General features: G+C 75.6%; 24 protein-coding genes. 20 read left to right on the top strand and 4 right to left on the bottom strand.

The window, feature by feature from the left end; all coding sequences use genetic code 11:
* Positions 1–8: 8 nt before the first annotated feature.
* Together ACI796_RS13330 and ACI796_RS13335 are read left to right on the top strand one after the other, a co-directional pair.
* Positions 9–1487: a rhamnulokinase gene (locus ACI796_RS13330; protein WP_456941711.1), complete on the top strand. Its 1479-nt coding sequence runs from the start codon at positions 9–11 to the stop codon at positions 1485–1487.
* A gap of 79 nt (positions 1488–1566) precedes the next feature.
* Positions 1567–1737, top strand: a complete 171-nt coding sequence (locus ACI796_RS13335) for a hypothetical protein (RefSeq protein WP_456941712.1) — start codon at positions 1567–1569, stop codon at positions 1735–1737.
* A gap of 65 nt (positions 1738–1802) precedes the next feature.
* Here the strand turns inward: ACI796_RS13335 and ACI796_RS13340 are convergent, their stop codons facing one another.
* Both ACI796_RS13340 and ACI796_RS13345 read right to left on the bottom strand, forming a co-directional pair.
* On the bottom strand, positions 1803–1955 hold the full coding sequence (locus ACI796_RS13340; protein ID WP_456941713.1) for a hypothetical protein: 153 nt from the start codon (positions 1953–1955) through the stop codon (positions 1803–1805).
* A 26-nt stretch (positions 1956–1981) separates the two neighbouring features.
* On the bottom strand, positions 1982–2749 hold the full coding sequence (locus tag ACI796_RS13345; protein ID WP_456941714.1) for an enoyl-CoA hydratase-related protein: 768 nt from the start codon (positions 2747–2749) through the stop codon (positions 1982–1984).
* A gap of 48 nt (positions 2750–2797) precedes the next feature.
* On the opposite strand from ACI796_RS13345, the gene hemW reads away from it, so the two are divergent.
* From hemW to ACI796_RS13360, 3 genes are all read left to right on the top strand, one after another.
* Entirely contained in the window at positions 2798–4021 is a 1224-nt protein-coding gene (gene hemW / locus ACI796_RS13350) for a radical SAM family heme chaperone HemW (protein WP_456941715.1), read from the top strand.
* A 71-nt stretch (positions 4022–4092) separates the two neighbouring features.
* Positions 4093–5208 (top strand): sensor histidine kinase, encoded by a 1116-nt coding sequence (locus ACI796_RS13355; protein ID WP_456941716.1) that lies wholly within the window; start codon positions 4093–4095, stop codon positions 5206–5208.
* Entirely contained in the window at positions 5205–5810 is a 606-nt protein-coding gene (locus ACI796_RS13360) for a response regulator (RefSeq protein WP_456941717.1), read from the top strand. Before ACI796_RS13355 ends, ACI796_RS13360 begins: the two co-directional genes overlap by 4 nt.
* 83 nt (positions 5811–5893) lie before the next feature.
* Here the strand turns inward: ACI796_RS13360 and ACI796_RS13365 are convergent, their stop codons facing one another.
* Entirely contained in the window at positions 5894–6361 is a 468-nt protein-coding gene (locus ACI796_RS13365) for an N-acetyltransferase family protein (protein WP_456941718.1), read from the bottom strand.
* Positions 6361–6762, bottom strand: coding sequence for a type II toxin-antitoxin system VapB family antitoxin (locus tag ACI796_RS13370; RefSeq protein ID WP_456941719.1), 402 nt, complete (start codon positions 6760–6762; stop codon positions 6361–6363). Before ACI796_RS13370 ends, ACI796_RS13365 begins: the two co-directional genes overlap by 1 nt.
* Before the next feature lie 172 nt (positions 6763–6934).
* Here ACI796_RS13370 and hrcA point away from each other — a divergent pair, with 172 nt between their 5' ends.
* From hrcA to ACI796_RS13445, 15 genes are all read left to right on the top strand, one after another.
* Positions 6935–7954 (top strand): heat-inducible transcriptional repressor HrcA, encoded by a 1020-nt coding sequence (gene hrcA / locus ACI796_RS13375; protein ID WP_456941720.1) that lies wholly within the window; start codon positions 6935–6937, stop codon positions 7952–7954.
* 14 nt (positions 7955–7968) lie between these two features.
* Entirely contained in the window at positions 7969–9102 is a 1134-nt protein-coding gene (dnaJ, locus tag ACI796_RS13380; protein ID WP_456941721.1) for a molecular chaperone DnaJ, read from the top strand.
* Entirely contained in the window at positions 9099–9866 is a 768-nt protein-coding gene (locus ACI796_RS13385) for a 16S rRNA (uracil(1498)-N(3))-methyltransferase (RefSeq protein ID WP_456941722.1), read from the top strand. Before dnaJ ends, ACI796_RS13385 begins: the two co-directional genes overlap by 4 nt.
* Before the next feature lie 48 nt (positions 9867–9914).
* Positions 9915–10274: a histidine triad nucleotide-binding protein gene (locus ACI796_RS13390; RefSeq protein ID WP_456941723.1), complete on the top strand. Its 360-nt coding sequence runs from the start codon at positions 9915–9917 to the stop codon at positions 10272–10274.
* 31 nt (positions 10275–10305) lie between these two features.
* A complete protein-coding gene (locus ACI796_RS13395; RefSeq protein WP_456941724.1) occupies positions 10306–11133 on the top strand; it encodes an enoyl-CoA hydratase/isomerase family protein in 828 nt (275 codons plus the stop codon).
* Between the two features lie 89 nt (positions 11134–11222).
* Positions 11223–12356, top strand: coding sequence for a PhoH family protein (locus ACI796_RS13400; protein ID WP_456941725.1), 1134 nt, complete (start codon positions 11223–11225; stop codon positions 12354–12356).
* Positions 12357–12361: 5 nt separating this feature from the next.
* Positions 12362–12865 (top strand): rRNA maturation RNase YbeY, encoded by a 504-nt coding sequence (gene ybeY, locus ACI796_RS13405; RefSeq protein ID WP_093580955.1) that lies wholly within the window; start codon positions 12362–12364, stop codon positions 12863–12865.
* 4 nt (positions 12866–12869) lie between these two features.
* A complete protein-coding gene (locus ACI796_RS13410; RefSeq protein WP_456941726.1) occupies positions 12870–14201 on the top strand; it encodes a hemolysin family protein in 1332 nt (443 codons plus the stop codon).
* 19 nt (positions 14202–14220) lie between these two features.
* Positions 14221–14553: a cytidine deaminase gene (locus ACI796_RS13415; RefSeq protein ID WP_456941727.1), complete on the top strand. Its 333-nt coding sequence runs from the start codon at positions 14221–14223 to the stop codon at positions 14551–14553.
* A 40-nt stretch (positions 14554–14593) separates the two neighbouring features.
* On the top strand, positions 14594–15508 hold the full coding sequence (era, locus tag ACI796_RS13420) for a GTPase Era (RefSeq protein ID WP_456941728.1): 915 nt from the start codon (positions 14594–14596) through the stop codon (positions 15506–15508).
* Entirely contained in the window at positions 15505–16296 is a 792-nt protein-coding gene (gene recO / locus ACI796_RS13425; RefSeq protein ID WP_456928418.1) for a DNA repair protein RecO, read from the top strand. The genes era and recO overlap by 4 nt, the downstream gene beginning before the upstream one ends.
* On the top strand, positions 16286–17050 hold the full coding sequence (locus tag ACI796_RS13430; RefSeq protein WP_456941729.1) for an isoprenyl transferase: 765 nt from the start codon (positions 16286–16288) through the stop codon (positions 17048–17050). Before recO ends, ACI796_RS13430 begins: the two co-directional genes overlap by 11 nt.
* A gap of 206 nt (positions 17051–17256) precedes the next feature.
* Entirely contained in the window at positions 17257–18810 is a 1554-nt protein-coding gene (locus ACI796_RS13435; protein WP_456941730.1) for a hypothetical protein, read from the top strand.
* 56 nt (positions 18811–18866) lie between these two features.
* Positions 18867–19301 (top strand): hypothetical protein, encoded by a 435-nt coding sequence (locus tag ACI796_RS13440; protein ID WP_456941731.1) that lies wholly within the window; start codon positions 18867–18869, stop codon positions 19299–19301.
* A complete protein-coding gene (locus tag ACI796_RS13445) occupies positions 19301–20842 on the top strand; it encodes an FHA domain-containing protein (protein WP_456941732.1) in 1542 nt (513 codons plus the stop codon). The genes ACI796_RS13440 and ACI796_RS13445 overlap by 1 nt, the downstream gene beginning before the upstream one ends.
* Positions 20843–20895: the final 53 nt, after the last annotated feature.

Here is a 20895-nt window from a genome sequence, read left to right on the forward strand (position 1 = left end):
CGGCGGAAATGGCCCTCTCTGCCGCCAGGGAGCTGTCCCTCGCGGCCGTCGACCTGGGCGCCTCCAGCGGCCGGGTCATGGCCGCGAGGGTCGGCCCGGGGCGGCTGGACCTGACCGAGCTGCACCGGTTCCCCAACCGGCCGGTGCGCACGGCGGGGACGCTGCACTGGGACGTCCTCGGCCTCTACGCCGGCGTGCTCGACGGGCTGCGCGCGGCCGGCCGGGAGGCCGACGGGCTCGACGGCATCGGCATCGACAGCTGGGCGGTCGACGTCGGCCTGCTCGACGCCGACGGCGCGCTGCTGGGCAACCCGGTGCACTACCGCGACGCCCGGCACGAGACCGCCGTGCCGGCGGTGCACGCCGTCGTCCCGCCCGACGAGCTGTACCGGGTCAACGGGCTGCAGCACCTGCCGTTCAACACCGTGTTCCAGCTCGCCGCGATGCGGGGGACGGCGCGGTTCGCCGCCGCCCGGCAGGCGCTGCTCGTCCCGGACCTGCTCGCGTACTGGCTCACCGGCGCGCGGGTCGCGGAGGTCACCAACGCCTCCACGACCGGGCTGCTCGACGCGACGACGCGGCAGTGGGCGACCGGCCTGCTCGACCGGCTGGAGCTGCCGCGGGACCTGCTCGCGGACCTCGTGCAGCCCGGTGAGGAGATCGGCCGGCTCACCGCGGACGTCCGCGCCGAGACCGGCCTGGGCGAGGTGCCGGTGCTCGCCGTCGGGTCGCACGACACCGCGTCGGCGGTGGCCGGGGTCCCGGCGCGCGGTGACCGGTTCGCCTACGTCTCCTGCGGCACGTGGTCGCTGGTCGGGGTGGAGCTGGAGAAGCCGGTGCTCACCGAGGCCGGCCGGACGGCGAGCTTCACCAACGAGCTCGGCGTCGACGGCACCGTGCGCTACCTGCACAACGTGATGGGGCTGTGGCTGCTGCAGGAGTCGCTGCGGACCTGGGCCGCGGCCGGGCTGCCTGCGGACCTGCCCGAGCTGCTGGCGGCGGCCGCGCCGGTGCCGGCGTTCACGGCGGTGGTCGACGTCGACGACCCGCGGTTCCTGCCGCCCGGGGACGTGCCGGCGCGCATCGCGCAGGCGTGCGCCGAGACCGGGCAGACGCCGCCGCAGAGCCAGGCCGAGACGGTGCGTTGCATCGTCGACAGCCTCGCGCTGGCCTACCGGCGGACGGTGCGGGCGGCGGTCGGGCTGTCCGGGCGGGACGTCGACGTCGTCCACCTGGTCGGCGGGGGAGCGCGCAACGCGCTGCTGTGCCAGCTCACCGCCGACGCCTGCCAGCGGCCGGTGCTCGCCGGCCCGGTGGAGGCCGCGGCGCTCGGCAACGCGCTGGTGCAGGCCCGCGGGCTCGGCGCGCTGGAGGGCGGCCTGGGGGAGATGCGCCGGCTGCTGCGCACCACGCAGGCGCTGGTGGAGTACCGGCCGTCGGGGTCCGACGCCGGCTGGGCCGCCGCCGAGGCGCGCATCGCCCGCTGACCGCGGCGCCGGCCCTTGCCCGCGTCCCGGCCGGGCGCGGACCATCGGCGCACGCACCCGACGGCGTCGAGGAGGGGCCGTGACCCAGCCGGCTGAGCGGACCGACGGCGACTACGGCTACGACATGGCCCACGAGGCCGCCGGCGGGGCGGGGCCCGCGCCGGTGCCCCCGGTGGGCGCCGAGCCGGCCGACCGGACCGGGCACGACCCCGGCGGCGACTACGGCTACGACGAGGTGCACACCGCCTGACGTCCTGCCGGCGCTCGTGCTCTGCCCCCACCGGCGGGGCAGAGCACGACCGCGCGCGGGAGAGGTCAGCCGCCGGCCTGGCGCAGCAGCGCGTCGCGCTCGTCACCGTCGTCGCGCAGCGGGCGGGCCGCGGTGTCCACCTCCTCGACGGCGTCCTGCGGGTCGACCGGCTCGGGCAGGGTGCGGAACCGCTCGCGCGGGTCCTCGGGGGCGGTCACGCCCGCAGCATCCCGCGCCGGACCGGCTACAGCGAGGGCACCCAGCGCGCCGGGCGCTTCTCCCGGAACGCGGCGATGCCCTCCTGGCCCTCCTCCCCGGCGAAGGCCCGGGCGGAGAGGTCCAGCAGGTCGTCGAACGAGCCGCGCAGCCCGCCGGCCCGCAGCAGCCGCTTGGTCTCCGCCAGCGCCCACGGCGACCCGGCGGCCAGCGCCAGCACCTGCCCGTCGACGGCGGCGTCCACCTCGTCGTCGGGCGCGACCAGGTCCACCAGCCCGCCGGCCGCGGCGGTGGTGGCGTCGAACACCTCGCCGGTGAGCATGAGCCGGTGCGCCGCGTGGGCCAGCATCCGCGGCAGCACGACCGCGGAGATCACCGCGGGCACCAGCCCGAGCCGCACCTCCGACATCCCGAACGTCGCCGAGGACGCGGCCACCACGACGTCGCAGGCGGCGGCCAGACCGACCCCGCCCGCCCGCGCCGGCCCGCGCACCGCGGCCACCACCGGCTTGGGCGCGGTCCAGACGGTCCGCAGCAGGTCGGGGAGCTCGCGCACCCCCTGGTCGCCGGCACCGGCACCGGCGGCCTCGGACAGGTCCATCCCCGAGCAGAACACCCGCCCGGTGTGGTCGAGCACGACCACGCGCACCGCGTCGTCGGCGAGCGCGGCGTCGAGGGCCTCGCGCAGCTGTGCGCGCAGCGCCCGGGAGAGCGCGTTGCGGTTGGCGGGGGAGTCCAGCACCAGCCGGGCCACGCCCCCCGCGACGGTCACCTGCAGCAGCCGGTCCTCGCCCACCCGGGCATCCTGCACCGGGGTGGCGGGGCCGCGGCACACTGGGAGCAGATGACCACCACCCTGCCGCTGCTGCCGGCGCGTCCGCCCGCGGACGACGACCTGCCGGCCGGTGCCCGCGAGCACCTGACGACGACGCCGTTCGGGCTCTACGTGCACGTGCCGTTCTGCGCCACCCGCTGCGGCTACTGCGACTTCAACACCTACACCTCCGACGAGCTCGGGCCCGGCGCCAACCGTGCCGAGTACGCGGGCACCGCGATCGCCGAGCTGCGCCGCGCCGCGCGGGTCCTGGGCCCCGACCTGCCGACGGTCTCCACCGTCTTCGTCGGCGGCGGCACCCCGACGCTGCTGCCGGCCGACGACCTCGCCGCCGTGCTGGCCGCCGTCCGCGAGCTGTTCCCCGTCGCCCCCGACGTCGAGGTGACCACCGAGGCCAACCCCGAGTCGGTGACGCCGGCGTCGCTGGCCACCCTGCGCGCGGCCGGCTTCACCCGGCTGAGCCTCGGGATGCAGTCCGCCGCCGAGCACGTGCTCGCGGTCCTCGACCGGCGGCACACCCCCGGGCGCGCCGTGCAGGCCGCGCGGGAGGCGGTCGCGGCCGGCTTCCAGCACGTCAACCTGGACCTGATCTACGGCACGCCGGGCGAGACCGACGCCGACTGGGCCGCCTCCCTCGACGCCGTCCTCGACGCGCCGGTCGACCACGTCAGCGCCTACGCGCTGATCGTCGAGGACGGCACCCGGCTGGCCCGCCGGATCGCCCGCGGCGAGCTGCCGATGCCCGACGACGACGTCCTCGCCGACCGCTACGTGCAGGCCGACACCGTGCTGCGCGGCGCCGGGTTCGACTGGTACGAGGTGAGCAACTGGTCGCGGGGCGACGCCGCCCGCTGCCGGCACAACGAGCTGTACTGGGCCAACGCGAACTGGTGGGGGATCGGCCCGGGCGCGCACAGCCACGTCGGCGGCGTGCGCTGGTGGAACGTCAAGCACCCCGCGGCCTACGCGCAGCGGCTCTCGGCGGGGGAGAGCCCGGCGGCCGACCGCGAGGTGCTCGAGCCCGCCGACCGCGCGCTGGAGACGGTCATGCTCGGCCTGCGGCTGCGCGACGGGCTGCCGCTGACCGCGCTGTCCGACGCCGGCCGGCTGCGCGCCGCCGAGGCGGTGGTCCGCGGCCTGCTGGAGCCCGGCGCGCACGAGGCGGGGCGTGCGGTGCTCACCGACTGCGGCCGCCTGCTCGCCGACGCCGTCGTCCGGGACCTCACCGACTGACGGGTGTCACGGCGGGACGGCGACGTCCGGCAGGTCCGGGACCGGGACCGGCAGGTCTACGGTCGGGCGCCGTGGACGCCCACTCCCGGTGGCGGCAGATCGGCTGGTCCCTGCCCTGGCTGCTGTTCCAGGTCTTCCCCCTCGCCGACCTGCTGACCACCGACCGGCCGACGGCGGTCCGGGTGGTCGCCGGCGCCGCGCTGCTGGGGTTCACCGCCGTCTACCTCGACGTCTTCCGCCGGTCGTTCGGCAGCTGCGACCCGGCCGGGTCGTCCGGCCGGCTGGCGGTGGTCGCGGCGCTCGGGACCGGCCTCGCCGTCTGGCTGGGCCCGGCGTGGGCGGGCCTGCTGATCTACGTGTCGGCGGCCTCGGCGGCGGCGCTGCCGCGGCGCTGGGTGTGGCCGGCGGTGCTCGCCGCCGCCGCGGTGTGCGCCGGGGTCGTCGCGGCCGACGGCCAGTTCGCGAACCTCTTCATCCTCCCGGTGATGTGCGTGCTCACGGCGTTCGCGATGCGCGGCACCCGCCACCTGGTCGAGGTCAACACCGAGCTCGCCGCGGCCCGCGAGGAGCTGGCCCGCAACGCCGTCGCCGAGGAGCGGCTGCGCTTCGCCCGCGACCTGCACGACCTGCTCGGCCACAGCCTGTCGCTCATCGCGCTCAAGAGCGAGCTCGCCGGGCGGCTGGCGGAGGCCGACCCGGCGCGGGCGCGCACCGAGATGGCCGACGTCGAGGCCGCCGCACGCCGGGCGCTGGCCGAGGTCCGCGACGCCGTCAGCGGCTACCGTCAGGTCAGTTGCGCGCAGGCGCTGGCCGAGGCGCGCGCGGCGCTGTCCGGCGCCGGGATCGCCGCCCGCCTGCCGGCCCGGGTGCCCGCGCTGCCCGGCCCGGTCGACGCCGCCCTGGGCTGGGTGGTCCGCGAGGCGACGACGAACGTGCTGCGGCACAGCGGCGCCCGGACGGTCACCGTCACCCTCGCCGACGACGGCGCCGACGCGGTGCTCACCGTCAGCGACGACGGCCGCGGCCCCGCCGACGACACCGCGCCCGGCTCCGGGCTCACCGGCCTGTCCGAGCGGGTGGGCGCGCTCGGCGGCCGGCTCACCGGCGGCGCCGGGCACGACGGCGGCTACGAGCTGTGCGCGGTCCTGCCGCTGGTGCCGGTCCCCGCCGCGGCGGTGGCCCGGTGATCCGGGTGCTGGTGGCCGAGGACCAGTCGATGGTCCGCGGCGCGCTGCGGGCGCTGCTGGAGCTGGAGCCCGACATCACCGTCGTCGCCGAGGTGGGCCGGGGCGACGAGGTGCTGGCCGCCGCCCGGGAGCACCGCCCGGACGTCGCGCTGCTCGACATCGAGATGCCCGGGCGGGACGGCCTGGAGGCCGCCCGCGAGCTGGCCGCCGAGCTGCCGGGCGTGCGCGCCGTCGTCCTCACCACCTTCGGCCGGCCGGGGTTCCTGCGCCGCGCCATGGAGGTGGGTGCCGCGGGCTTCCTGGTGAAGGACGCGCCGGTCGCGGAGCTCGCCCGGTCCATCCGCGCCGTCGTCGCGGGGGAGCGGGTGATCGACCGGGAGCTGGCCGCCGCCGCGCTGGCGATCGGCGCGACGCCGCTGTCCGCGCGCGAGGCCGACGTGCTGCGCGAGGCCGCCGACGGCGCCACCGTCGCCGACGTCGCCCGGCGGCTGTTCCTGTCCGAGGGCACGGTGCGCAACTACCTGTCCTCGGCGATCGGCAAGACCGGTGCCCGCACGCGGGTGGAGGCCGCCCGCGTCGCCGCCGACAGGGGCTGGCTGTGAAAGGACCCCCTCGCCCCCCACCCCTCGCTCCGCTCGGGGCGGCCCCTGCGAGAGGGCCGCCTGAGACAAGCGAGCCGGACCGACTAGAGCTCCAGTTTCATCCCGACGTGCGAGGCCACGAAGCCCAGCCGCTCGTAGAAGCGGTGCGCGTCGGTGCGGCGGGTGTCGGTGGTGAGCTGCAGCAGCGCGGCGCCGCGCCGGCGGGACTCCTCGGCGCACCACCGCAGCAGCGCCTCGCCGAGCCCCCGCCCGCGGGCGGGGGCGGCCACCCGCACGCCCTCGACCTGCGCGCGCAGCGCGCCGCCGCGGGACAGCCCGGGCAGGAACGACAGCTGCAGGGTGCCGACGACGGCGCCGGCGTCCTCGGCCACGACCAGCAGGTGCGCGGGGTCGGCGTCGACGGCGGCGAACGCCCGCTCGTACGGCGCGGGGTCGGCCGACTCCCGGGTCGCGCCCAGCGGGTCGTCGGCCAGCAGCGCCACCACCGGGGGCAGGTCCGCGACGGTCGCCTCCCGCAGCAGCACCCCGCCGTCGAGCCGGACCGGCTCCATCAGGCCAGGTTCGCGGGCATCAGCGCGTCGAGGTCGAGCACGCGGACGTGGATGACCGAGCGCTGCTGCAGGGCCGCCCGCAGCGCGCGGTGCAGGCCGTCCTCGAGGTAGAGGTCGCCGTGCCAGTGGACGGCGTGCGGGAAGAGGTCGCCGTAGAAGGTCGAGTCGTCGGCGAGCAGGGTGTCCAGCGCCAGTTCGCGCTTGGTGGTGACGAGGGTGTCGAGCCGGATCTGCCGGGGCGGGATCATCGCCCAGTCCCTGGTGGACAACCCGTGCTCGGGATAGGGACGCCCGCTCCGCACCGCTTTGAAGATCAGGGACCCGACCTCCGTCCGAAAGCTGCCCCGTACCGGCACCGACGCGTCCGAGCCTATCGGCCTGCCGCCTGCCGTGCCGGGCACCCACCGGGGTGGTGGACCCCGTCACGTCCGCGACGGAACCGCTCCCTGGTCGTATGCTGGATTGGCACTCGGTCCGTGCGAGTGCCAGCCCGGCCGGGACGTCCGGCGGGTGGGCCGGAGCCTCCCGGGGCTCCCCGCACGGCGACGTCGACCGGTTCGGGGAGGTGTCACCGTGGCGCACGACGAACGGCGCCTGCAGGTCCTGCGGGCCATCGTGCAGGACTTCGTCTCCACCAACGACCCCGTGGGCAGCAAGGCCCTGGCCGAGCGGCACGACCTCGGGGTCTCGCCGGCGACCATCCGCAACGACATGGCCGTCCTCGAGGAGCAGGGCTACATCACCCAGCCGCACACCAGCGCCGGCCGGGTGCCCACCGACAAGGGCTACCGCCTGTTCGTCGACCGGCTCTCGGCGGTCAAGCCGCTGTCACCCGCCGAGCGTCGCGCGATCGAGCGGTTCCTCGACGGCGCGGTCGACCTGCACGACGTCCTCGGCCGCACGGTGCGCCTGCTGGCCCAGCTGACCCACCAGGTCGCCGTCGTCCAGTACCCGACCCTGTCGCGCAGCGCGGTGCGCCACCTCGAGGTGGTGCAGCTGACCGGCGCGCGCCTGCTGCTGGTGCTCATCACCGACACCGGCCGCGTCGAGCAGCGGGTCGTCGACTGCCCGGTCGACGTCGGCCGCGACGACGTCGCCGACCTGCGCGCCACGCTCAACGCCGCGTTCACCGGCGCCCGGCTCGCCGACGCCGGCAGCAAGGTCCCCGACCTCGTGGAGACCGCGCCGGAGCACCTGCGGGCGCTGGTCGCCGCGGTCAGCGCCGCGCTGATCGAGACCCTGGTCGAGCCGGGGGAGGACCGCCTCGTCATCGGCGGGACGGCGAACCTGGCCCGGGTCGCGCTCGACCCGGGCAGTCTCCGCCCGCTGCTGGAGGCGCTGGAGGAGCAGGTCGTCGTCCTCAGGCTGATCAGCGAGGTCGACAACAGCGGCGCGGTGCTCGTGCGCATCGGCGAGGAGAACGCCCACGAGGCGCTGGCCGGTGCGTCGGTCGTCTCGGTGGGGTACGGCACCGGTGACCGGGCGCTGGGCGGGCTGGGCATCGTCGGCCCGACCCGCATGGACTACCCAGGCAACATGGCCGCGGTGCGAGCCGTGGCCCGTTACGTCGGCCAGTTGCTGGCCGGGAGCTGAGGTCTCGACCCCCCATGGCAACCGACTACTACGGCGTGCTCGGGCTCTCCCGGGGCGCCTCCGACGCCGACATCAAGAAGGCCTACCGGCGGCTGGCGCGCGACCTGCACCCCGACGTCAACCCCGACCCGGAGGCCAAGGAGCGCTTCCAGGAGGTCAGCCGGGCCTACCAGGCGCTGACCGACCCGGACAAGCGGCGCATCGTCGACCTCGGCGGCGACCCGTTCGACAGCGGCGCCGGCGCCGCTGCGGGCTCCCCGTTCGGCGGGGCCGGCTTCGGCGGGCTCGGCGACATCATGGACGCCTTCTTCGGCGGCGGGATGGGCACGCGCGGGCCGCGCAGCCGCGTCCGCGCCGGCGACGACGCCCTGATCGCGCTGGAGCTCGACCTCGAGCAGACGGTCTTCGGCACCACCGAGACGATCACCGTCGACACCGCCGTCCTGTGCGGCACCTGCGCCGGCGCCGGCACCGCGCCGGGCACCCACCCGACCACCTGCGCCACCTGCTCGGGCCGCGGCGAGGTGCAGAGCGTGCAGCGCTCCTTCCTCGGCCAGGTCGTCTCCAGCCGGCCGTGCCCGACCTGCGCCGGCACCGGCCAGGTCATCCCCGACCCCTGCCCCGAGTGCGGCAGCGAGGGCCGGGTCCGCTCCCGGCAGGACATCCAGGTCAAGGTGCCCGCCGGCGTCGAGGACGGCATGCGCATCCGGCTGACCGGCCGCGGCGAGGTCGGCCCCGGCGGCGGCCCCGCCGGCGACCTGTACGTGGAGATCCGCGAGCGCCCGCACCCGGTGTTCACCCGCGACGGCGAGGACCTGCACTGCCACGTCGCGCTGCCGATGACGGCCGCGGCGCTGGGCACCACGCTCCCGCTGACCCTGCTCGACGGCGAGGACACCGACGTCGACGTCCGTCCCGGCACCCAGGCGGGCACCGTGCTCACCCTCCGCGGCCAGGGCGCGCCGCGGCTGCGGGCCACCGGCCGGGGCAACCTGCACGTGCACGTCGACGTCCAGACGCCGACCCGCCTCGACGCCGAGCAGGAGAAGCTGCTGCGCGAGCTGGCGGTGCTGCGCGGCGAGGACCGCCCCGGCCCGGCGGAGACCCACGGCGGCCTGTTCTCCCGGGTCCGGAACTCGTTCAAGTGAGCGTCCCGGCCCCTGACGACGCCCGGCCGGCCCTCGACGGCTCCCCGCTGTTCCTGCTCGACGAGCTGCCGGGTGCCGACGAGGTGCTCGTCGGCGGCGCCGAGGGCCGGCACGCCGTCGACGTACTGCGGCTGACCGCCGGGGAGGCGGTGCGGGTCGGGGACGGCCGTGGCGCCGTCGTCGAGGGCACCGTGCTCGACGCCGGGCCGGCCGGGCTGCGCGTGCAGGTCACCGCCCGCCACGACGTGCCCCCCGCCGAGCCGGAGTTCGTGCTGGTCCAGGCGCTGCCCAAGGGCGATCGCGGCCCGCTGGCCGTGGAGCTGGCCACCGAGCTCGGCGTCGACCGGGTGGTCCCGTGGGCGGCCGCGCGCTGCGTCACCCGCTGGCGCGAGGACCGCGTCGAGAAGGGCCTGGCGAAGTGGCGGGCCGCGGCGCGGGCGGCGGCCAAGCAGTCGCGGCGGCCCCGGGTCCCCGAGATCGGCGACCTCATGACCACCCGGCAGGTGTGCGGCGAGCTCGCCGACGTCGACCTCGCGCTGGTGCTGCACGAACAGGCCCGCCGCCCCCTGGCCGGGGTGGACGTCCCCGCCAGCGGCACGGTCGCCGTCGTCGTCGGTCCGGAGGGCGGGCTCACCGACGGCGAGGTCGTGGCCCTGCGCGCGGCCGGTGCCCAGGCGGTGCGGCTCGGGCCGGAGGTGCTGCGGACCTCCACCGCCGGCGCCGCCGCGCTGGCCGCCCTGTCGGTCCGCACCCGCTGGGCCTGAGGGCGCGCACCTCCGCGGGAGTGCCCGCCTCCTCCTAGGGTCGGCGGCGTGACCGACTGCCTCTTCTGCCGGATCGTCGCCGGGGAGATCCCGGCCGACGTCGTGCACGACACCGACCGCACGCTGGCCTTCCGGGACGTCAACCCGCAGGCGCCCACGCACGTGCTGGTCATCCCCAAGCAGCACCACGCGACGGCGGGGCTGCTCGTCGGCGCCGACCCGCAGCTGCTCGCCGAGGTGGTGGCCGCCGCGCACGCGGTCGCGATCCAGGAGGGGCTGGCCAGCGAGGACGGCACCGAGCCGGGCTACCGGGTGGTGGTCAACACCGGCCCGCAGGCCGGGCAGACCGTCCACCACCTGCACCTGCACGTCCTCGGCGGCCGCGACCTCCGCTGGCCCCCGGGCTGAGCCCGGCGGGCCGCCTGGCAGGGTGGCCGGCATGACCGACGCCGGCAGCGCCGCCCCCGTCCGGATCGAGCGGGACGGCGACGTCGCCGTCGTCGTGCTGGACGCGCCGCCGCTCAACCTGTTCGACGAGTCGGTGTTCGCCGCCTTCGAGCAGGTCGTCGCCGAGCTGGTCGCCCTCACCGAGCCCGGCCGGCCCGACCGCGCCCGCGCGGTGCTGCTCGAGGCCCGCGGGAAGGTCGTCTCCGGCGGCGTCGACGTGCACGCCTTCCGGGAGATCGCCGAGGGCCCCGCCCCCGCCCAGGAGGGCACGGCGCTGTGGGCGCGGCTGCTGCGCATCGCCCAGACGCTGGAGGACCTGCCCGTCCCCACCGTGTTCGCCGCGCACGGGCTCACGCTCACCGCCGCGTTCGAGCTGGCGCTGGCCTGCGACGTGCTGCTGGCCGCCGAGCGCGCCTCGTTCGGGCTGGTGGAGGTCGTCGTCGGGCTGACCCCGTCGATGGGCGGGCCGCAGCGGCTGGCCGAGCGGGCCGGGCCGGCGCGGGCGAAGGAGCTGGTCTTCACCGGCGAGCGGTACCCGGCCGCGGTGCTGGAGCGGTGGGACGTGGTCAACCGGGTCCTGCCCGACGACGGCTTCGCCGAGGCCGCCCGCGCCTACGCCCGCCGGGTCGCCGCCGGCCCCACGCTCGCGCACGCCGCCACCAAGCGCCTCGTGACGACGGCGGTGCGGCACGGCGCGCGGGCCGCCGACGAGATCACCCCGCAGGTCTCCGGGGCGCTGTTCGCCACCGACGACCTGCGCGGCGCCGTCGCCTCCTTCCTGGCCGACGGGCCGGGGAAGGCCACCTACTCGGGGCGGTGACCTGCGCGCGGGCGCGGGTTCCCGGTGGCCGGGCGCGGGTAGAGTCGAGGCGTTCAGTCCCCGTGCCAGGAAGGCAGGGTCGAGGGTTCTTGCCCGACACCTCCCCGAACGTCCCCGTGCCGGGCGCCCCCACGTCCCGCGAGGCTTCCGCGCAGGCCGTCGCCGCGGACAGCGCCAGCACCCTCGCCGGCGCCACACCCGCCGCGGTCCGCGCCACCATCACCGTCCCGGACTCCGTCTCGATGGTCGCCCTGCTCGGCTCCGGTGACGAGCTGCTCCGGCTGGTCGAGTCCGAGGTCGAGGCCGACGTGCACGTCCGCGGCAACGAGATCGCCGTGACCGGGCAGCCGGCCGACAACGCCTTCGCCGTCCGCGTGTTCGACGAGCTCATCGCGCTGATCGGCACCGGCCAGGCGCTGCGCCCGGACTCGGTGCGCCGGGTCATCGGCATGCTGCGCAGCGGCGGCTCCGAGCGGCCGGCCGACGTCCTCAGCCTCGACATCATCAGCCGCCGCGGCCGCACGATCCGGCCCAAGACGCTGAACCAGAAGCGCTACGTCGACGCGATCGACGCGCACACCGTCGTCTTCGGCATCGGCCCGGCCGGTACCGGCAAGACCTACCTGGCGATGGCCAAGGCCGTGCAGGCGCTGCAGACCAAGCAGGTCAACCGGATCATCCTCACCCGCCCCGCGGTCGAGGCCGGCGAGCGGCTGGGCTACCTGCCCGGCACGCTCAGCGAGAAGATCGACCCGTACCTGCGCCCGCTCTACGACGCGCTGCACGACATGGTCGACCCCGAGTCGATCCCGCGGCTCATGCAGTCGGGCACCATCGAGGTCGCGCCGCTGGCCTACATGCGCGGCCGCACGCTCAACGACGCGTTCGTGATCCTCGACGAGGCGCAGAACACGACCGCCGAGCAGATGAAGATGTTCCTCACCCGGCTCGGCTTCGGCTCCAAGATCGTCGTCACCGGTGACGTCACGCAGGTCGACCTGCCCGGCGGTGCGCAGAGCGGCCTCAAGGTGGTGCGCGAGATCCTCGACGGCATCGACGACGTGCACTTCGCCAACCTGACCAGCTCCGACGTCGTCCGCCACCGGCTGGTCGGCGACATCGTGGACGCCTACGAGCGGTGGGACGCCTCCCACCAGCAGGGTGCCGGCCGTCCCGCCGGCCCGGCCCGGCCCGCGCGGCCGACGCGCCGGCAGGGGAGCTGAGCGCCGTGCCCGTCGAGGTCGCCAACGAGTCCGAGATCGCCGTCGACGAGGCGGAGCTGACCGGCATCTGCCGCTACGTCCTCGCCGAGATGGGCGTCAACCCGATGGCCGAGCTGTCGGTGCTGTGCGTCGACCCGGACTACATGTCCGTGCTGCACGAGCGCTGGATGGGGGAGAAGGGCCCGACCGACGTCCTGGCCTTCCCCATGGACGAGCTCGACACCGCCCGGCCCGACGACCCGGAGCCCGGCCCCGCGCTGCTCGGCGACGTCGTGCTGTGCCCCTCGGTCGCCGTCCGGCAGGCCCGCGCCGCCGGTCACTCCATGGACGACGAGCTGCTGCTGCTGGCCACCCACGGCGTGCTGCACCTGCTCGGCTACGACCACATGGAGCCCGAGGAGGAGCGGGAGATGTTCGGCCTGCAGACCCGCCTGCTGGAGGGCTGGCGCTCCGCCCCGCGGCAGCCGGTCACCGGCGAGCCGGCCGAACGGGGTCCCGGGACGCGGTGACGCGATGAGTGCCGGTGCGGTCACGCTGCTGGTCGTCGCGATCTGCCTGGTGCCGCTGGCCGGGCTCTTCGGCGCCATGGACGCCGCCCTGCAGCGGGTGTCCCCGGCGCGGGTCGAGGAGCTGCGCCGCGACGGCGTCCGGCGGGCGGCCACCCTGGAGCGGGTCCTCGACGATCGCGCCCGCCTGGTGGCGCTGCTCCTGCTGCTGCGGATCGTCTGCGAGATGGTCGCCGCGGTGCTGGTCGCGGTGCTGCTGGTCCGGGCGCTGGGCATGGGCTGGCAGGCGGTGCTCGCCGCCGCCGGCGTGATGACCGTCGTCAGCTACGTGCTGGTCGGCGTCGGGCCGCGGACGCTGGGCCGCCAGCACGCCTACCCGCTCGCGCTGGCCACCGCCGGGGTGGTGCGGCTGCTGGGCCGGGTGCTCGGCCCGGTCGCGACGCTGCTCATCCTGATCGGCAACGCGATCACCCCCGGCCGCGGCTACCGCGACGGCCCGTTCTCCACCGAGGTCGAGCTGCGCGAGCTGGTCGACCTCGCCGAGGAGCGCGGCGTCGTGGAGTCCGGCGAGCGGAACATGATCCACTCGGTGTTCGAGCTGGGCGACACCATCGCCCGCGAGGTCATGGTGCCGCGCACCGACGTCGTCTGGATCGAGCGCACCAAGACCGTCCGGCAGGCGCTGGCCCTGGCGCTGCGCAGCGGGTTCAGCCGCATCCCGGTGATCGGCGGGAACGTCGACGACGTCGTCGGCGTCGTCTACCTCAAGGACCTGGTGCGCCGCTCGCAGAACCTCGGCGAGGGCCGCGGCCCGCGGGTCGAGGAGCTCATGCGGCCGCCGGCGTTCGTGCCCGAGTCCAAGCCGGTCGACGAGTTGCTGCGCGACATGCAGGCCCGCCGCATCCACATCGCGATCGTCGTCGACGAGTACGGCGGGTTCGCCGGGCTGGTCACGATCGAGGACATCCTCGAGGAGATCGTCGGGGAGATCGCCGACGAGCACGACGCCGTCCAGCGGCCGCCGGTCGAGCACCTCGACGACGGGTCGGTGCGGATCACCGCCCGGCTGCCGGTCGAGGACCTCGCCGAGCTGTTCGACGTCGAGCTGCCCCGCGACGACGACGTGGAGACCGTCGGCGGCCTGCTCGCCCGCGAGCTCGGGCTGGTGCCGATCGAGGGCTCGGCGGCGGAGGTCGCGGGCCTGCGGCTGGTCGCCGAGAGCACCGGCGGGCGGCGCAACCGGATCGACACGATCCTCGTGTGCCGGGTGCCCGACGCGGACCCCGAGCACCGGTCCGGGGCCACCCGGGCCGAGGTCCCGGCCGCCGTCGAGAGCTGACGTGGAAAGCTGACCCCCCGTGCCCGACCTGCAGCCCGAGGACGCCAAGCTCGTCACCCTCGCCCGCTCCGCGCGCGGCCGCACCGGTGCCCCGGAGGGCGCGGCGGTGCGCGACACCGACGGGCGCACCTACGTGGCCGCCAGCGTCGCCCTGCCCTCGCTGCGGCTGTCCGCGCTGCAGGCGGCCGTCGCCGCAGCGGTGTCCAGCGGCGTCGAGGGCCTGGAGGCGGCGGCGATCGTGTCCGACGCCGACGCCGTCGAGCAGGAGGGCCTGGCCGCCGTGCACGACCTGACTCCGTCGGCCCCGGTGCACCTCGCCGGCCCCGACGGGGTGCTGCGCGCCACCTCGTGAGCACGCCGCCCCTGTCACCCTCCGGTGGGAGACTGGGCCGGTGAGCACGCCGGACCAGCCGTACCGCAGCGGCTTCGCCTGCCTGGTCGGCCGGCCGAACGCGGGCAAGACCACGCTGACCAACGCCATCGTCGGCGAGAAGGTCGGCATCGTCAGCAACCGGCCGCAGACCACCCGGCACGCCATCCGCGGCGTCGTGCACCGGCCCGGCGGGCAGCTCGTGCTCGTCGACACCCCGGGCCTGCACAAGCCGAAGAGCCTGCTCGGCCGCCGGCTCAACGACGTCGTCCGGGACACGCTGTCCGAGGTCGACGTCGTGGTGTTCTGCATCCCGGCCGACCAGCCCGTCGGCACCGGTGACCGGTTCATCGCCCGCCAGCTGAAGGAGGTCACGGCGCCGGTGGTCGTCGTCGTGACCAAGACCGACGCCGCGTCGAAGAAGCAGGTCGCCGAGCAGCTCGTGGCCGCCAGCCAGCTGGTCGAGGCCGCCGAGGTCGTGCCGGTCAGCGCGGTGGAGGGCGACCAGGTCGAGCTGCTGGAGGACCTGCTGGTCGGCCTGCTGCCCGAGGGCCCGCCGCTGTACCCCGAGGAGCAGACCACCGACGAGGACACCGACCGCCAGATCGCCGAGCTCATCCGGGAGGCGGCGCTGGAGAAGGTGTTCCAGGAGGTGCCGCACTCCCTCGCGGTCACCGTCGAGGAGCTGAACCGCCGGCCCGACCCGAAGCGGGAGGGCGCGGAGCTGGTCGAGGTGCACGCGCTGCTGCACTGCGAGCGCCCCAGCCAGAAGCCGATGCTGCTGGGCAAGGGCGGGTCGGTCATCAAGGCGATCGGCACCGAGGCCCGCGCCGGGCTCGAGCAGCTGCTCGGCGCCCGGGTCCACCTCGACCTGCACGTGACCGTCCTCGGCGAGTGGCAGGACGACCCGAAGAAGCTGAACAGGCTGGGCTATTGAGCACCACGCCGAAGTCGCTGTACCGCGACGAGGGGATCGTCCTGCGCACCCAGAAGCTGGGGGAGGCCGACCGGATCGTCACGGTCCTCACCCGCCGGCACGGCAAGGTGCGCGCGGTGGCCAAGGGCGTGCGCCGCACCAAGAGCAAGTTCGGCGCCCGCCTCGAGCCGTTCAGCCACGTGGACGTGCAGTTCTACACCGGCCGCAACCTCGACATCGTCAGCCAGGCGGAGTCCATCCGCTCCTACGGCTCGGTCATCGCCGCGGACTACCGCGCCTACACCGCCGGCACTGCGGTGCTCGAGACCGCCGACCGGCTGACCGCGGAGGAGAAGGAGCCCTCGCTGCGGCTGTTCCTGCTCGTCGTCGGCGCGCTGCGGGCCCTGGCCGAGCAGACCCACCCGGCCGGGCTGGTGCTCGACGCGTTCCTGCTGCGCGCGATGTCGGTGGCCGGCTGGGAGCCCGCGCTCGGCGACTGCGCCCGCTGCGGCCTCGAGGGGCCGCACCGGCACTTCTCCGTCCCGGCCGGCGGCACCGTCTGCCCCGGCTGCCGCCCGACCGGCTCGGCCATGCCCAACCCGGTCACCATCGGCCACCTGGAGGCGCTGCTGTCCGGCGACTGGGCGACCGCCGAGTCCAGCGAGCAGCCGCAGCGCCGCGAGGGCAGCGGGCTGGTGGCCGCGCTGCTGCAGTGGCACCTCGAGCGCGGGCTGCGCTCGCTGCCGCTGGTGGACCGCTCGGACCCGTCGGCCCCACGCCGGGAAGTGAGCCTGCTGAGTGAGGCGTGAGGTCAAGCCGCCGAACCCGCACCCCTCGGGCGTCCGCCCGCCCGAGCTCCCCGCCGACAAGGTGCCCCGGCACGTCGCGATCGTCATGGACGGCAACGGCCGCTGGGCCAAGGAGCGCGGCCTGCCCCGGACGGCCGGCCACGAGGCCGGGGAGTCCTCGCTGTTCGACTGCGTCGAGGGCGCCATCGAGCTCGGCGTGAAGGCGATCAGCGCCTACGCGTTCTCCACCGAGAACTGGCGGCGCAGCCCCGAGGAGGTCCGCTTCCTCATGGGCTTCAACCGCGACGTCATCCGCCGCCGCCGCGACGAGATGCACGACCTCGGCGTCCGGGTGCGCTGGGCCGGCCGCCGCCCGCGGCTGTGGCGCAGCGTCATCAAGGAGCTCGAGGTCGCCGAGGAGCTCACGCAGGACAACGACGTCCTCACGCTGACCATGTGCGTCAACTACGGCGGCCGCGCCGAGATCGCCGACGCCGCCGCGGCCATCGCCCGCGAGGCCGCCGCGGGCCGGCTGGACCCGGGCAAGGTCGACGAGGACACCGTCGCCCGGTTCCTCGACGAGCCGGACATGCCCGACGTCGACCTGTTCGTGCGCAGCTCCGGGGAGAACCGGACGAGCAACTTCCTGCTGTGGCAGTCGGCCTACGCCGAGTTCGTCTTCCTCGACACCCTCTGGCCGGACTTCGACCGCCGGCACCTGTGGGCCGCGTGCGAGGAGTACGCCTCCCGCCAGCGCCGCTTCGGCAAGGCCTAGGCACCCGCCCCCACCCTCGCGGCGGGGTGGGCGGGCCGGGCGGGCCGGGCGGCTCACCTGCGCCGGAGCCCCGAGCGGGCCCCCCCGCGGACGCCCGAGCGGACCCGCGGCGACGGTTCGGTGTCCCGCGCCGGAATCCGTTGACAGTGCGTGGCGACGACCTGACAGTGGCGGCTCCCCCCGACAGAGGACGGAAGACCCCCACCGTGAGCGAGAGCACGATCGCGTCCCAGCACGCCCGGACCCCGGCGCCACCGCAGCCCGGTGACCTGAACGACCAGCTGATCGCCAGTGACTTCTGGACCGACCAGATGCTGGCCGACGCCGGCATCCCCGTCGTCGACGTCCCGTTCGTCACCTTCGGTGGCGGCATCGGGTCGTTCGTGATGGTCGACTACCTGCGGATCTGCGGTGTCCCGACGAGCGCCATGCGCGTGCTCACCCCGCTGAAGACCCCGTGGGAGAGCTACGAGTACCTGACGACGGTGTCGCAGATCCCGCGCGGTGAGCGGCTGCGGTCGGACTCGTCGTCGTGCCCGGACAACATCTGGGGCTTCCCGAGCTACGCCATCCGCGAGGCCCTGCAGGGCAACCTCAAGCAGGCCTGGAACGTGCTGGTCGAGCCCGTCTTCGCGAACTACTACACCCCCAAGGCGGGGCACGCGTTCGAGTCGATGGAGAAGGAGATGTACCGGATCCGGTACCCGGAGATGGTCGTCCACGGCCAGGTCCGCATGGTCCGGCGCCGGGTGGGCGGCGGGTACTTCACGATCCTGACCCCGCCCGAGGGCGCGACGCCGACCAAGCGGATCGCGTACCGCAGCACGTGGGTGCACGTCGCCGTCGGCTATCCGGGCCTGAAGTTCCTGCCCGACCTGCAGCGCTACCGCAACGAGTACAACGACTACGGCAAGGTCGTGAACGCCTACGAGCGGCACGAGCAGGTCTACGAGCGGCTGCACCAGCGTCCCGGCACGGTGCTCATCCGCGGCGGCGGCATCGTGGCCTCCCGCGTCCTGCAGCGGCTGATCGACGACCGCGACCGGCTCGGCCTGCAGACCCAGATCGTCCACCTGTTCCGCACCTACGTGGACAGGCCGCACGGCACCGGCATCCTCAAGCGCCGCAAGGGCGCCGACGGCTGGGCCTACCAGGGCTTCAACTACCCGAAGTCGGTGTGGGGCGGGCAGCTCAAGCAGCAGGTCCGCAAGAGCGAGGGCGCCGAGCGCAAGCGGCTGTACGAGGAGATGGGCGGCACCAACACCCCGGTCCGCCGGGACTGGAAGGAGCAGCTCAAGCGCGGCCGCGCCGAGGGCTGGTACCGGGTGATGATCGGCAAGATCGAGGAGATGAAGCCGGTCGGCGACCTCGTCGAGGTCACCGTCAGCACCCCGGACCAGGGGCCGCACACCGGCACCTTCGACGCCGTCATCGACTGCACCGGCCTCGAGGCCGACATCCGCGAGCACCGCGTGCTGGCCGACCTGCTCGACCACTCCAACGCCACCCGCAACCCGGTGGGCCGGCTCGACGTCCAGCGGGACTTCGAGGTCACCGGCACGCGGAACGGCGGCAAGATCTACGCCTCCGGCAGCGCCACCCTCGGCGGCCCGTTCCCCGGCGTCGACACCTTCTTCGGCCTGCAGATCGCCGCGCAGGAGATCGCCGACGACCTCATCAGGCAGGGGTTCGCGCAGAAGCTGGGGCCGGGACGGTCGACCAGCCAGTGGTGGAAGTGGGTCCGCAACAAGCAGATCTGACCGACCCGCCCCCGACTCGACGACCGACGTCCGCGACGACCGAGAGAGACGACACCGTGCTGCCCACCCTGAACGGCCGCATCCAGACCAGGATCTTCCTGCTGGCCGTGGTCGGTTCGATCTGGACCCTGATCATCACCCCGGTGCTCCCGACCGGGGCCTCCCTCGGCGCCTCCTACGGCGCCACCTTCTCCGTGCTGCTGGTCGTGCTGGTGCTCGGCGTGCTGTGGGAGCTCGTCTACCACGGCATCCAGCAGTTCCGGTGGGAGAAGGACTGGCCGACGCTGTTCGGCCTGCTCACCGGCATCCCCGAGGGCCTGCTCGTCTGGTTCCTCTTCGCCGGCGGGGCGATCCCGTGGATCGACTCGCTGCCCGGCCCGGCGTTCGCCATCCACTTCGTCAGCACCTGGCTGATCGTGTGGCTGGTCGCCAACGGCCCGATGCGCGTGCCGTTCGTCCACTGGCGGATCAACGGCGGGAGGCTCATCTGATGTCGGCCCCCACGCCTCCGCTCACCGGCACGACCGGAGCACCGGCCACCGTGCCGCCGTTCGACCAGGTCGCCGTCCGGGTCGCACCCGGTCCCGACCTCGTCGTCCGGATGCCCGGGGTGCTCCTGGTCGTCGGCGTCACCACGCAGCCGTCCGGCCCCGCAGCCCCGGCGGCGCGGCCGGCGCTGGTCGGCTGGGGCTCCGCCCCGGTCCCGCCCGCGCCCCCCGCCGCCCCGGCCGGCGACGTGCTCGTCGGCGAGCTGGTCACGCTCTGCCGCCGGGTGTCCGCGGCCGGCTCCCGCGCCCCGGGCCGCCGGCTGCACGAGGAGCTGCGCACCTGGCTCGGCACCGTGACCGAGCCCCCGTCGTTCGCGGTCGCCGCCGCCACCGAGGACGGGCTGACGCTCGTGCTCGCCGGCGGCGGCAGCGCCGAGGTGCCCGACCTGGGGCTGCGGCTCACGCCGGCCCAGGGGGAGAAGCTGGACAACGGCACCCTCGTGCTCGACCGCTTCGTCACCTGGCCGCCGGCCCCGCTGCACCTGTCGGCCGGCTCGCCCGCCGACACCGCGCCGCACCCGCTCGCCGACCTCGAGGCCGGTGCGGTCCCCGGCGCGGCCGCGGTGCTCTCGCCGGCCCCCGCGCCGTCGGCCGCCGCCCCGGTGCCGTCGGGCACCATGCAGGTCCGGCTGCCGGCACCGCACGCCCGGGTGCCGCTGTCGACGGCCAAGCCGCCGGCCCGCCCGGTGCCCGTCGCGCCCGCCGGGGCCCCGGCCGGGCACGACTCCGCCGGGCACGACTCCGCCGGGCACGACTCCGCCGGTCACGACCACGCCGGTCACGACCACGCCGGTCACGCGCACGCCGCCCCGGCGTCCCTCGCGACCCCGGCACCCGCCGTCGCCCCGGCTCCGGCCGCGCCGCCGGCGCCCGCGCCGGTGGAGCTGCCGGCGCCGGAGCGGTCGGCGCTGCTGTTCGGCGCCGCCGCCGAGGCGGAACCGGTGCGGCAGCCGCTGCCGACCCCGGGCCAGGAGTCGGCGCCCGCCGCCGCGGAGCCGGAGGACGAGCGGCCCCGGGTCAAGGGCATCCTCTGCAAGAACGGCCACCTCAACGACCCGCGGGCCGGTTTCTGCGCGCTCTGCGGCATCCGCACGACGCAGCAGACGGCGGTGGTCGTCGAGGGCGTGCGCCCGCCCCTGGGGCTGCTGGTCTTCGACGACGGCGCCACGGTGAGCCTGGACATGGACTACCTGCTCGGCCGCGAGCCGGAGACCGACGAGCGCGTCGCCTCCGGCCAGGTGCGACCGCTGCTGGTCCTCGACCAGACCGGCGGCGTCAGCCGGCACCACGCCGAGATCCGGCTCGAGGGCTGGGACGTGCTGCTGCTCGACGTCGGCTCGGCCAACGGCACGCTCGTCGCCCCGCGCGGGGCCCCGGGCTGGTCCTCGCTCGTGCCGCACCAGCCGATCCGGCTGACCCCGGGCACGGCGGTCCGCATGGGCGGTCGCCAGTTCGCCTTCGAGTCGCAGCACGGCGGCTACTGACCCGCCCCTCCGCACTCCCACCGGCGCCCGCCTCCCCACCCGGGGAGGCGGGC

The sequence above is a fragment of the Geodermatophilus sp. SYSU D00525 genome (assembly GCF_054050475.1).